Consider the following 12,297-nt stretch of genomic DNA (forward strand, 5'->3'; position numbering starts at 1 on the left):
CGGGGTGTAGCGCAGCCTGGTAGCGCGCTACGTTCGGGACGTAGAGGTCGTGGGTTCGAATCCCGCCACCCCGACAAAGTAAAACACAATGAACAAGGCATCTGTAAGCATGATTTGGTGGTGGCACTCTTCCTATCCGGGATGAGGGTTGCCCCTATGCTGTTCATAAACGAACATACACAAGGCTCACCGTCATCCCGGTGAGCCTTATTTTTTTGTCCTAATCGCTAACGAATCACTCTTAACAACGCTACAATGACCCTTTCCGCCCCGCCAGTAACCACCTACCGTGTAGTGACCCGACACAAGCGGATGCTGGCCGACATCATTACCCCCGTCAGCATCTACCTCCGTATCCGCGATCGGTTTCTGAACAGCATTCTGCTCGAAAGCTCCGACTACCACGGCAACGACAACTCCTTCTCCTACATCGCCTTCGACCCGGTAGCGCGGTTCTCGTACGAAGGGCAGCAGCTGACGGTTCAGCTCCCCGGCCAGGCGGAGCAGGTTCGTACGGTCGAGTCGGCCGACATGCTCACGGCCCTGCAGCAGTTCAAAGACAGCTTTCAGCACGAGAAGCTGCCGTTTTCATTCATCACCAACGGGCTGTTCGGCTACTTCGGCTACCCGGCCGTACAAAGTTTCGAAGACATCCGGCTGCAGGCCCCCATTCCGGCCGAAAACCAGATTCCGGCGGCCGTTTTTGCGGTGTATCGCTACGTTATCGCCATCAACCACTTCAAAGACGAGCTGTACCTTTTCGAGCACAGCTACCTGCAGGCTGGCGAAGCAGAACCCGAAACCTCTACCCTGAACGACATCGGCGACCTGATTACGGGCCGCAACTACCCCACCTATTCGTTTAGCCCGGCCGGTCCCGAACAGTCTAACTTTACGGACGATGAGTTTCGGGGTGTGGTGCAGAAAGGGAAAGACCACTGCCAGCGGGGCGACGTGTTCCAGATCGTGCTGTCGCGCCGGTTCGAGATGCCGTTCGTGGGCGACGAGTTCAACGTGTACCGGTCGCTGCGGTCGCTCAACCCCTCGCCGTATCTGTTCTACTTCGACTACGGCAACTATAAGCTCTTTGGCTCATCGCCCGAGTCGCAGATTGTGGTGAAAGACCGGAAAGCCACGATTTACCCCATTGCCGGTACCTTCCGGCGCACCGGCGACGATGCGCACGATGCCGAGCTGGCCCAGAAACTTTACGACGACCCCAAAGAATCGGCCGAGCACGTGATGCTGGTCGATCTGGCCCGCAACGACCTCAGCCGCAATTGCGACGTGGTAAAAGTCGAAACCTTCAAGGAGGTTCAGTACTACTCCCACGTCATCCACCTCGTCTCGAAAGTGGTCGGCGACCTGACCGAAACGGCCGATCCGCTACAGATCGTAGCCGAAACCTTCCCCGCCGGTACGCTGTCGGGCGCGCCGAAACACATGGCCATGCGGCTCATCGACCGCTACGAAAACCTGAGCCGGTCGTTCTATTCGGGCAGCATCGGCTATATGGGTTTCGACGGTGAGTTCAACCATTGCATCATGATCCGCACGTTCATGAGCAAAGACAACACGCTCTATTACCAGGCGGGTGCCGGTGTGGTGGCCAAGTCGGTCGTAGAGAGCGAAGTGCAGGAAGTACACAACAAACTGGCTGCCCTCCGGATGGCCATCGAACAGGCAAAATCCTTATGAAACTCTTAGTTCTGGATAATTACGACTCGTTCACCTACAACCTGGTTTACATCCTGCGGGAACTGGGGTACCGGCCCGATGTGGTCAGGAACGACAAACTGACCGTTGAGGATGCCGGCCAGTACGACAAAATCATGCTCTCGCCGGGGCCGGGTATTCCGTCAGAAGCGGGTATCATGCAGGACCTGGTTCGGGAACACGGCCCTACGAAAAGCATACTGGGCATCTGCCTGGGCCACCAGGGCATCGGTGAAGTGTATGGCGCCACGCTCGAAAACCTGGGCGATGTGCTGCATGGCGTGGCGCACCGGGCCACCGTGACCGACACCGCCGAACGACTCTTTACCGGCATCCCCGCCGAGCTGACCGTTGGCCGCTACCATTCCTGGACGGTCGTTCCGGAGTCGATGCCCGCCGACCTCCGCACCACTGCCATTGACGAAAACGGGCGCGTTATGGCTCTGGCTCACACACGCTACGACGTACGGGGTCTACAGTTCCACCCCGAATCGGTACTGACCGAGAACGGCGTAAAAATGATCCAGAACTGGCTAACGCGGTAAAACGCGATCGCACCAGCGACCCCGGATGGTTTTATCGGACCTTAAACATGGCTGACGCAAATGAGACGCGATGGGTCGCGTCTCTACAAAAAAATTCCTCATGAAAGCAATTCTTAATCACCTGTTCGAATACAAAACGCTCTCGAAGGATCAGGCCCGGCAAACCCTGATCGGCATCAGCCGGGGCGACTACAATACGGCCCAGATAGCCTCCTTTCTGACGGTTTACATGATGCGAAGCCTGCGCGTGGAAGAACTCGAAGGCTTCCGCGACGCCATGCTGGAACTGTGTCTGCCGGTCGACCTGGCGGCCTATGACCCCATGGACCTCTGCGGCACCGGGGGCGACGGGAAGGACACCTTCAACATCTCGACCCTGTCGGCTTTCGTGGTGGCCGGAGCCGGGCAGCGGGTAGCCAAACACGGGAACCACGGCGTTTCGTCGCTGGTCGGATCGTCGACCGTATTGGAGCGGCTGGGTTACCGGTTTACCAACGATGTTGGGGAGCTGGAACGGAAGATCGAAACCGCCGGTATCTGCTTCCTGCACGCTCCGCTGTTTCACCCCGCCATGAAAAACGTAGGCCCCATCCGGAAAGATCTTGGCGTAAAAACCTTTTTCAACGTGCTCGGTCCGATGGTGAACCCGGCCAAACCCCAAAAACAGCTCGTAGGGGTGTTCAGTCTTGAATTGGCTCGACTTTATGCGTACCTTTATCAGCAATCGGGCAAGCAGTTTACGATCCTTCACGCCCTCGACGGGTACGACGAGATTTCGCTGACGGGAGCGTTTAAGATGATAAGTAACCATGCCGAGCAGGTACTGGAGCCCGAACACCTGGGAATGAGCACCTTAACCCCGGAATCGCTGGCGGGCGGACAAACCCTCGATGCATCGGCGCAGATCTTTCTGGATGTGCTCGACAACAAAGGAACAGCGGCTCAGAACCAGGCCGTTCTGGCCAATTCGGCGATAGCACTGCTCACCGCCGGTAAGGCCAGCTCCCGCGAGGAGGGCGTCCTGATGGCCCGCGAATCGCTGGAGAGTGGCCGGGCCCGGCAGGCGTTTGACCGGCTGATTGCATAGACACCAGGCATAGATGCGCGGAGCCGGGAGGTTTCCACGATGACCAGATCGTTTTCGATAGCAGAACCAGAATAGTGATACGAACGAATTACTTAGCCTAGCGGCTGGACAGACCGGGAGGTCTGCCTGTTTATGAGATGACAATTCTTGACGAAATCATTGCCCAGAAACGAATCGAAGTAGCCCAGCGGCAGGCCGAAACACCCCGGTCGGCGCTGGAACAGATGCCTGACTTCAAACGCCCGACGCTGTCGGCACGCGATGCGGTACAGGACTTTCGATCAACCGGCATCATTGCCGAGTTCAAACGCCGGTCTCCTTCCAAAGGCCTCATCAACGGCACCGCCGACGTGGCCACGACCACCCGGGGCTATGTACAGGCGGGCGCAGCGGTACTGAGCGTACTGACCGACGAGCCGTTTTTTGGCGGTACGCCCGCCGACCTGCAGGCCGCCCGGGCCGCCAACCCCGGTACGCCCATTCTCCGCAAAGACTTTATTGTCGATACCTACCAGCTCCTCGAAGCCAAAGCCTGGGGAGCCGACCTGGTTCTGCTGATCGCGGCCTGCCTGACCCCCGATGAGGTATCCACCCTCAGCATGCAGGCGCAGGATCTGGGTTTACAGGTATTGCTGGAAGTACACGACGAAGACGAGCTGGACCGTTCGCTGACGCATACCGTCGATCTGGTGGGCGTCAACAACCGAAACCTGAAAACCTTCGAGACCTCGGTCGAAACCTCGCTGCGGCTCGTGGAGCGGATTCCGGATACGTTCGCCAAAATCACCGAAAGTGGTCTGCACGATGCCCAAACCATGCGGACACTGTTCCGGGCCGGGTTCGACGGATTCCTGATCGGCGAAGCTTTTATGAAAACTACGGACCCGGCGGCTGCGCTGGCCACACTCATTCATCAATATACGTTAACGTCTGCTGTACCCATCTAACTCGTTTCTACCATGAAAATCAAAGTGTGCGGTCTGCGTGATGCCGACAATCTCCGTGAGGTTGCCGCCCTTGGTCCCGACTTTATCGGGTTTATTTTCTACGATCAGTCGCCCCGCTTCGTGGGCGATACGCTGGACGAGACGGTGGTGAAAGAACTGCCCCGCTCGATCCGGAAAGTAGGCGTCTTTGTCAACGCCAGTCCGGACTTCATTCTGCGAACGGTTAAGAAATACGATTTCCAGTACGTACAGCTCCACGGCAACGAAACGCCGGAGTACTGCCGGAGCCTGCGCAACCGGGGTATCAGCCTGATCAAAGCGTTTCGGGTCGATGGGTCGTTTAACTTCTCGATGCTGAACAACTACAAAGCCCAGTGCGACTTTTTTCTGTTCGATGCCAAAGGCGATCAGCCCGGCGGCAACGGACATACCTTCGACTGGAGCATCCTGAGCCGCTACGATAACGAAAAGCCGTTTTTCATCAGCGGAGGCATCGGCCTGCACAACCTCGACCAGCTGGATGCGCTGAAAGGCATGAAACTGTACGGCGTTGATGTCAACAGCCAGGTTGAAATTGCCCCCGGTATCAAAGACGTGGCGCAGGTAAAAGAGCTGATCGACCGGCTACGCCCGGTTGAGGAAGAAGTCTAGCGATACACAATGCCGACAAAAGTATATTTGCCGGCATGAACGAACCCGCTTATCCGTTACGAAGCAGCCCAGACCGACAAACGTTCGCCTTTCTGAGCGTAAGCCCAGCTCGCATCATCGCCAAACAGGTTCTCTACGATCCCATCGATGAGCAAGTCGTTAACCTTGCTCTGGTCGATGTCATGCCGGACGGTCGGTTAGCCGATGACGTTGTCAGTGACAACCAGGATATGCCGACCGTGATTGCTACCGTAGTACGAACCATGTTCCTATTCTGGGACGCTTACCCCGAAAAGCTCATCTACATACAGGGACGAGATACCGCCCGTACGCGCTTTTACCGAATTTTGATCAGCAGAGAACTGGACCGGGCGCAGGAACTGTTTTGGATATATGGTAAACGACCTGATGGCCAGTACGAGCGTTTTGTCCCCGATCAATTATATACAGGATTTGCCTTTCAACTAAAGTCGCAATCAGTATGAGAACTGCAAGTAAGACAAATAAGAAGTTGGTTGACCTGGTACCCGATCTATTACTGACACGCCACCCCACCGTACAGGCCTTTGTCGACAAAAAGGTGGAGCAGGCCCGGGAAAGTTTGAAAGACGCTGACCTGTCGGTTATTCTTCGCAACCGCAAAGGCAACTAACAGCAAGAGAACATAAGCCACTTACGGCCTCCTGAACCGCCTAGACCACGTGGTCGACTCTCGGCCTTCACCCGCAGGAGCCCGCTAATTTTAGTCAACGATGCAATCTACCCTCGAACCGCAAACCTCGTTTGCCGTTACTGATAAAGGTTTTTACGGCCGCTTCGGCGGGGCGTTCATTCCGGAAATGCTCTACCCGAACGTTGAAGAACTGCGGCAGAGCTACCTCCAGATCATGGCCGATCCTGCATTTCAGGCCGAGTTTCAGCAGTTACTGGAAGATTACGTGGGTCGCCCAACGCCCCTGTTCCTGGCCAGGCGGCTGTCGGAACAAGTCGGCGCTACGGTCTACCTCAAACGCGAAGATCTTTGCCATACGGGTGCTCACAAGATCAACAATACCATCGGGCAGATCCTGGTGGCGCAGCGGCTCGGCAAAAAACGGATCGTGGCCGAAACCGGAGCCGGTCAGCATGGCGTGGCAACGGCAACGGTCTGCGCGCTGATGGGGCTGGAATGCATCGTTTACATGGGCAGCATCGACATGGAGCGGCAAAAACCGAACGTTGACCGGATGCGGATGCTGGGCGCCGAAGTACGGCCTGCTACCTCGGGGAGCCAGACGCTCAAAGATGCGACCAACGAGGCCATGCGCCACTGGATCAACAACCCCGTCGATACCCATTACATCATCGGCTCGGTCGTTGGACCGCATCCATACCCCGACATGGTGGCGCGTTTCCAGTCAGTTATCTCGGAGGAGATCCGGAAGCAGCTTTTTGCCAAAACGGGTCGTGAGAATCCCGATTACGTAGTGGCCTGCGTAGGGGGCGGCAGCAATGCGGCCGGCGCGTTCTACCACTTCCTGAACGAACCTTCCGTACGGCTGGTAGCCACCGAAGCCGCCGGGCTGGGCGTATCGTCGGGCCATTCGGCCGCTACTACGGCGCTTGGTAAACCGGGCGTGCTGCACGGGAGCCGGACCATTCTGATGCAAACCGAAGACGGTCAGGTTACCGAACCCTATTCCATTTCGGCAGGTCTCGACTATCCCGGTATCGGCCCGCTCCACGCCCACCTGTTCGACACGGGCCGGGGCGATTTCTACGCCATTACCGACGATGACGCCATCCAGGCTGGCTTTAACCTCAGCAAACTCGAAGGCATCATTCCCGCCATCGAAACCGCCCACGCGCTGGCTGCCCTCCCCAAAATGGGCCTCACCCCCACCGACGTCGTCGTCGTGTGCCTGTCGGGCCGGGGCGACAAAGACTTGAGCACCTACTCGAAATATTTGTGAGTGGTTGTCGGCTCCCCAAACCCTGTCCGTGGTCGCAGACCCGGACCGTGGTTCGGGGAGCCGACAACCACTACCACAACGGAGCGAAAACCACTGCCCGGGTCTACGACCACGGGCAGGGAAAAGCCCGGCTACTGATGACTGTTTAACGACTTGCCATGACCAGTTCCATTACCCAAAACCGGATAACCGACCTCTTTGCCCAGAAAAGCGACCGACTGCTGAACGTTTATTTTACCGCTGGCTTCCCCAACCTCGACGATACCCTGACTGTGTTGCGCGGCTTACAGGCTGCCGGCGTCGATCTGGTTGAGATCGGTATGCCCTACTCCGACCCCGTCGCCGATGGCGAAACCATCCAGCAGAGCAACGGAAAAGCGCTTGAGAACGGCATGTCGCTCAAGACGCTGTTCGCGCAGCTGGCCAGCTGCCGCCAGGAAATTACGGTGCCGATTCTGCTCATGGGCTACGTTAACCCGGTGCTTCAGTTCGGGGTCGAGAACTTCTGCCAGCAGTGCCGCGCGGTAGGCGTCGATGGCGTTATCCTGCCCGACCTGCCGCTCGACCTGTTTCTGGCCGAGTATGCCGACATCTTCCGCGCCTACGGTATTCTGAACGTGAACCTGATTACGCCCCAGACCTCGGACGAGCGCATCCGGCACATCGACGCCGAATCTGACGGGTTTATCTATATGGTTTCCTCGGCCAGCATTACGGGCTCGACCAAAGGCATCAGCGAGCCGATGCGGGCGTATTTCGACCGAATTCGTGCCATGCAGCTGCGGAACCCGCGCCTGATCGGATTCGGGATCAACGACCACGAGACCTTCGATACAGCTTGCCAGTACGCCAACGGCGCCATTGTGGGGAGTGCCTTTATTCGCCATCTACAGGATCATGGCACCTCACCCGAGAGCATCCGTGCCTTTGTAGGGACGATTCGATCCTAAGACCCTACCTTTGCAGTATGAATTCCGACATTAACTTCGACAAATCGACCGATGGGCTGGTTCCGGCCGTGATTCAGGATGCCGATACGGGTAACGTACTTATGCTGGGCTACATGAACCGCGAGGCTTACGAAAAAACCCGGGCCGAGCAGGTCGTTACGTTTTTCAGCCGCAGCAAACAACGGCTCTGGACCAAAGGCGAAACGTCGAATAATTTTCTGCATGTGCGGGAGATCCGGATCGACTGCGACGGCGATACGCTCCTGATCAAAGTTCACCCCGCCGGGCCAACCTGCCACACGGGTGCCGATACCTGCTTCGACGAAGTCAACAAAGGGCAGGGCCAGTTTCTCAATTACCTGCAGCAGATCATCCATGACCGGAAAGTCAATCCGGCCGATGGGTCGTATACGGCTTCGCTGTTCAAAAAAGGCGTCAACAAGATTGCGCAGAAGGTAGGCGAAGAGGCTGTAGAACTGGTTATTGAAGCCAAAGACAACAACGACCACCTCTTCAAGGGCGAAGCGGCCGATCTGCTCTTCCATTTTCTGGTGCTGCTGGAGCAGAAAAACATAGACCTCGACGATATCATTGCCGTGCTGCAAAGTCGTCACGTTAAACAATAGTTTTCCGTTGTCGGTTAGAATTTGCAGTTTCGACTTTCCGAAACGTATAATCGATCACTGAAAACTTTCCACTATGGGTCTCATCATTCGCATCCTCATCAGCGCCGTAGCTGTTTACGTCGCCAGTATGTTCATTCCGGGCATCACCGTATCGGGCGGGCCAGTTACTTATCTGATCGTAGCCATTGTACTGGGTTTCCTAAACGCCTTTATCAAGCCGATTCTGACGGTTCTTACCATTCCGATTACGATTCTGACGCTGGGCCTGTTTCTGCTGGTGCTGAACGTGCTGATGGTTTATCTGACAGCCTACCTGGTTCCGGGCTTTGCCGTGAGTGGTTTCATAGCCGCGTTGCTGTTCAGTATTGTCGTCTCCATCATTACGGCCCTCATCGACGCCATCGTATAAACCGACCGGCGGGTCGATTGTCAACCAGTCATCCCGCCGACGCCAATTCACGTACTATCCTGATCGCCCCTGCCAGCACCCAAGCCCGGCAGGGGCGATTTTTCTATCAGCCAGCACCAATGTGCCCCGCATCCAGCCCCGATAAGGCTTGAGCGCGATTTCTTTACCGGGTCATGGTTTTTGTGTAGGTTAGGGTACGATTCCTGAACCAACCATGACCGATGATAAAAAGCCGTACGACGTACTTGTCGTGGGAGCGGGTTATGCGGGCCTGACCGCTGCCTATGAACTCATTAAAGCAGGCAGAACCGTGCTACTGCTCGAAGCCCGCGACCGGGTGGGAGGCCGGGTACATACACAACGCTTCGACGATGGTTCGTATGTTGACCTGGGCGGGGCCTGGGTTGGTCCAACGCAGGATCGGCTGTATGCGCTGGCCCGCGCGTTCGGCGTCGACACGTTCCCTACTTACGATACCGGCAAAAGCACCCAGTATTTTCGGGGCCGGGTAAAACGGTACAAAGGCCTCATTCCACCCCTGCCGCTGTTTTCGCTGCTCAGTCTGGACGCGGCCATCAGGCGGATCAATAAACTCTCAAAGACGGTTGACCTCGCCGAACCCTGGAACACGCCCAACGCCCGGCAACTCGACACCCTGACGCTGGCCGACTGGATGAACGGGCAGATGAGCTACGAAACCGCCCGCCAGTTCTTCACCATTGCCGTAGGCGCCATCTGGGCGGCCGACCCGGCCGACTTCTCGCTACTACATGCGCTGTTCTACACCCGGTCGGGTCGGGATCTGGATACGCTTATGAACGTAAAAAACGGCGCGCAGGCCGAGCGGTTTGTGGGGGGTGCGCAGACCATTGCCGACCGGATGGCCGCTACCTTCGCCGACCGGATCGTGTTCAACGCCCCCGTACGAACCATCACTCAGACCGACGCGCAGGTGGAGGTTACGACCGACACGACTGCCTATACGGCCAGCCGGGTTATCGTTGCCATTCCGCCTGCGTTACAGGCCGACATCCGGTTCGAGCCCGCCCTGCCGCCCCATCGACAGAAGCTGATGACGCAGCTGCCGATGGGCGCCGTCTGGAAATGTTACGCCATCTACGACCGGCCGTTCTGGCGCGACCAGGGCCTGAACGGCCTGGCCGCTACCCCCGACGGACCCATCACCGTTACCTTTGATAACTCGCCCAGAGACGGCAGCCAGGGTATTCTGATGGGGTTTGTACTGGGCAGTAAGGCCCGGGACTTCTCGCGGCTGTCGGACAACGAACGGCGGGCATCGGCTCTGCAGTCGTTTGCGACGTTTTTCGGACCGGAAGCCGCCCGCCCGCGTCGGTACCTCGACCATTCGTTTCTGAACGAAGCCTGGAGCAAAGGATGCTACGCGGCCGTGCCGCAGCCCGGTTTCTGGACCAGCGCGGGCCCGGCCCTGCGGCAACCCGTCGGGCGAATCCACTGGGCCGGCACCGAAACGTCCGATGTCTGGAACGGCTATATCGAGGGGGCCGTACGCTCCGGCGAACGCGTAGCCCGCGAGGTTACGGGCTGACGGCTTTTACGAACCGGGCTCAGTCGGGGATAAACGTAAACTCCGGATAGCCGTACAGCTCGCTTTTCACATTCTGTACAGCGTCGGGAAACAAAGCCGGGGCCGTTAGCCGGTAGCAGGCATTATAAACCAAGATACTGCCTTTTGTAAACGGCATGAACTCGCCACCCCCCGTTTTGTAAGCCGCTCCGTATTTCTTATTCGTCCCGCCCGACTGGCTGTTGATGCTGATTATATACTTCTTGTTGGCAACCAGAGCCAGCGATTCGATATCGGCCATGGTCAGTTTGTCGGGGGCGGTTTGTTCAACAGTCTTTTGCCGTACCGATTGTTTGGTGTCAAAATCCCAGATGATGACGCGGTACGTGCCGGGCTCGGGCATTTTGCTACCTACCTGGGTAAGCTTACCCGCCACCGTCGAGCTGAATACAACGCCCAACTCCCACGGCCCGGACGTACGTACGCTGGGGGTCAGGGTACTCTCAGCACTCATAAAGCTGGTCAGTGCCTGTTCAGATGGCTTTACCGTTTCTTTGTCGCCACAGTTGGTCAGGCCCGCTGCCATCAGCAACGCCAGCCCGGTAGTCAGTATAGTTTTCATAGTTCAGATATGTTAATCTGAACCCTTAGTCGCAACTACCCCGGCCGGGCTAACAGCCGAAATGGACCATTGAGCGAACGGTCATCTGCCGCGGCCCTAGTCGCCGAACAGGGTTAGCTGACCGCTGCCCGTGGTTTCTTCCGTATTCAGTCCCGACAGCGACACGCCCAGCAACCGAATTCCCTGGCTAACGGGCAGAACACTCTGCAACAGCTCACCCGCCACCTGCGCCAGCACCGCCTGCGACGGAACGGCCGATAACAGCGTGCGGCTGCGGGTAATCTGCCGGAAGTCGGCAAACTTGATCTTGACGGTTACGGTGCGCCCCCGGATACCCCGGCCCTGGCAGTACTGCCAGACCTCATCGGCCAGGGGGTGCAGGCCGTCCAGCAGCTCGGGTAGCTCGTGCAGATCGGTCTCGAAGGTATTCTCGGACCCGACCGACTTCCGGACGCGGTCGGGGTTGACGGGCCGATCGTCGATGCCGCGCGCAATATGGTAGTAGTACTGGCCCGCCTTGCCGAAGTGGCGCTGCAAAAACGCAACCGACTGCTGGCGGAGGTCGAGCCCGGTGAAGATCCCCAGCGCGTTCATCTTTTGCGCCGTCACGCGACCGATCCCGTGAAACTGCCCGACCAGCAGGGTCTCGACAAAACGGGGACCATCGGCGGGTTTGATCACGAACAGCCCGTCGGGTTTCTGATGATCGGATGCCAGCTTGGCCAGGAACTTGTTATACGACACCCCAGCCGAGGCCGTCAGTCCGGTGGCTTCGCGGATTTTTGCTTTGATCTGCCGGGCCATATCCGTAGCCGACGGCAGGCCAGCCCGATTTTCGGTTACGTCGAGGTAGGCTTCATCGAGCGAGAGCGGTTCGATCAGGGGGGTGTAGTCGGCAAACACGGCCCGGATCTGGGCCGATACGGCCTTATACACATCGAACCGGGGTTTGACGAAGATCAGCTCCGGACACTGCCGGATGGCCGTCACCGACGCCATGGCCGATCTGACCCCGTATACGCGGGCTTCGTAACTGGCCGCAGCCACCACGCCCCGCGCCCGCGAACCTCCTACCGCCACCGGCTTGCCCCGTAATTCGGGATTGTCGCGCTGCTCGACCGACGCGTAGAAGGCATCCATGTCGATATGGATAATCCGGCGAATGGCGGGCTGTTCGGGTTGAGCAGGCATCCGACAAATTTACAAATTTTACCGCGCAGAATCCCGCCCCAGGCCCGGCAACATC

Annotated in this window: 14 protein-coding genes and 1 tRNA gene; 13 read left to right on the top strand and 2 right to left on the bottom strand. The window is 57.7% G+C overall.

Going from position 1 to position 12,297, the window contains the following annotated elements; all coding sequences use genetic code 11:
- The 13 genes from B1C80_RS26210 (at position 1) to B1C80_RS26265 (ending at position 10,450) form a co-directional block, all read left to right on the top strand.
- Positions 1–74, top strand: a tRNA-Pro gene (locus tag B1C80_RS26210).
- Between the two features lie 181 nt (positions 75–255).
- On the top strand, positions 256–1,698 hold the full coding sequence (locus B1C80_RS26215; protein WP_077924168.1) for an anthranilate synthase component I family protein: 1,443 nt from the start codon (positions 256–258) through the stop codon (positions 1,696–1,698).
- Positions 1,695–2,261 carry an aminodeoxychorismate/anthranilate synthase component II gene (locus B1C80_RS26220; RefSeq protein ID WP_077924169.1) on the top strand — a complete coding sequence of 189 codons (567 nt, stop codon included), beginning with the start codon at positions 1,695–1,697 and terminating at the stop codon, positions 2,259–2,261. Before B1C80_RS26215 ends, B1C80_RS26220 begins: the two co-directional genes overlap by 4 nt.
- A 100-nt stretch (positions 2,262–2,361) precedes the next feature.
- A complete protein-coding gene (trpD, locus tag B1C80_RS26225; RefSeq protein WP_077924170.1) occupies positions 2,362–3,348 on the top strand; it encodes an anthranilate phosphoribosyltransferase in 987 nt (328 codons plus the stop codon).
- Between the two features lie 137 nt (positions 3,349–3,485).
- Positions 3,486–4,295 (top strand): indole-3-glycerol phosphate synthase TrpC, encoded by an 810-nt coding sequence (gene trpC, locus B1C80_RS26230; protein WP_077924171.1) that lies wholly within the window; start codon positions 3,486–3,488, stop codon positions 4,293–4,295.
- Between the two features lie 12 nt (positions 4,296–4,307).
- The gene (locus B1C80_RS26235) at positions 4,308–4,946 is read left to right on the top strand and encodes a phosphoribosylanthranilate isomerase (protein ID WP_077924172.1); all 639 of its coding nucleotides are present in this window, start codon (positions 4,308–4,310) and stop codon (positions 4,944–4,946) included.
- A 35-nt stretch (positions 4,947–4,981) separates the two neighbouring features.
- Positions 4,982–5,431, top strand: coding sequence for a hypothetical protein (locus B1C80_RS26240; protein ID WP_077924173.1), 450 nt, complete (start codon positions 4,982–4,984; stop codon positions 5,429–5,431).
- The gene (locus B1C80_RS28480) at positions 5,428–5,598 is read left to right on the top strand and encodes a hypothetical protein (RefSeq protein ID WP_161492822.1); all 171 of its coding nucleotides are present in this window, start codon (positions 5,428–5,430) and stop codon (positions 5,596–5,598) included. The genes B1C80_RS26240 and B1C80_RS28480 overlap by 4 nt, the downstream gene beginning before the upstream one ends.
- Before the next feature lie 100 nt (positions 5,599–5,698).
- The gene (gene trpB, locus B1C80_RS26245; RefSeq protein WP_077924174.1) at positions 5,699–6,898 is read left to right on the top strand and encodes a tryptophan synthase subunit beta; all 1,200 of its coding nucleotides are present in this window, start codon (positions 5,699–5,701) and stop codon (positions 6,896–6,898) included.
- Between the two features lie 158 nt (positions 6,899–7,056).
- Positions 7,057–7,848, top strand: coding sequence for a tryptophan synthase subunit alpha (gene trpA / locus B1C80_RS26250; RefSeq protein ID WP_077924175.1), 792 nt, complete (start codon positions 7,057–7,059; stop codon positions 7,846–7,848).
- Between the two features lie 17 nt (positions 7,849–7,865).
- Entirely contained in the window at positions 7,866–8,474 is a 609-nt protein-coding gene (hisIE, locus tag B1C80_RS26255) for a bifunctional phosphoribosyl-AMP cyclohydrolase/phosphoribosyl-ATP diphosphatase HisIE (RefSeq protein ID WP_077924176.1), read from the top strand.
- A gap of 73 nt (positions 8,475–8,547) precedes the next feature.
- Positions 8,548–8,883: a phage holin family protein gene (locus B1C80_RS26260; protein ID WP_077924177.1), complete on the top strand. Its 336-nt coding sequence runs from the start codon at positions 8,548–8,550 to the stop codon at positions 8,881–8,883.
- A 214-nt stretch (positions 8,884–9,097) separates the two neighbouring features.
- Positions 9,098–10,450, top strand: coding sequence for a flavin monoamine oxidase family protein (locus B1C80_RS26265; RefSeq protein ID WP_077924178.1), 1,353 nt, complete (start codon positions 9,098–9,100; stop codon positions 10,448–10,450).
- Positions 10,451–10,469: 19 nt separating this feature from the next.
- On the opposite strand, the gene B1C80_RS26270 is transcribed toward B1C80_RS26265, so the two are convergent.
- Both B1C80_RS26270 and dinB read right to left on the bottom strand, forming a co-directional pair.
- Positions 10,470–11,051: a DUF4082 domain-containing protein gene (locus B1C80_RS26270; protein WP_077924179.1), complete on the bottom strand. Its 582-nt coding sequence runs from the start codon at positions 11,049–11,051 to the stop codon at positions 10,470–10,472.
- A gap of 96 nt (positions 11,052–11,147) precedes the next feature.
- Positions 11,148–12,242: a DNA polymerase IV gene (gene dinB / locus B1C80_RS26275; RefSeq protein WP_077924180.1), complete on the bottom strand. Its 1,095-nt coding sequence runs from the start codon at positions 12,240–12,242 to the stop codon at positions 11,148–11,150.
- Positions 12,243–12,297 lie beyond the last annotated feature (55 nt).

This window comes from Spirosoma sp. 209, assembly GCF_002006735.1.
GTDB classification, from domain to species: Bacteria; Bacteroidota; Bacteroidia; order Cytophagales; family Spirosomataceae; genus Spirosoma; species Spirosoma sordidisoli.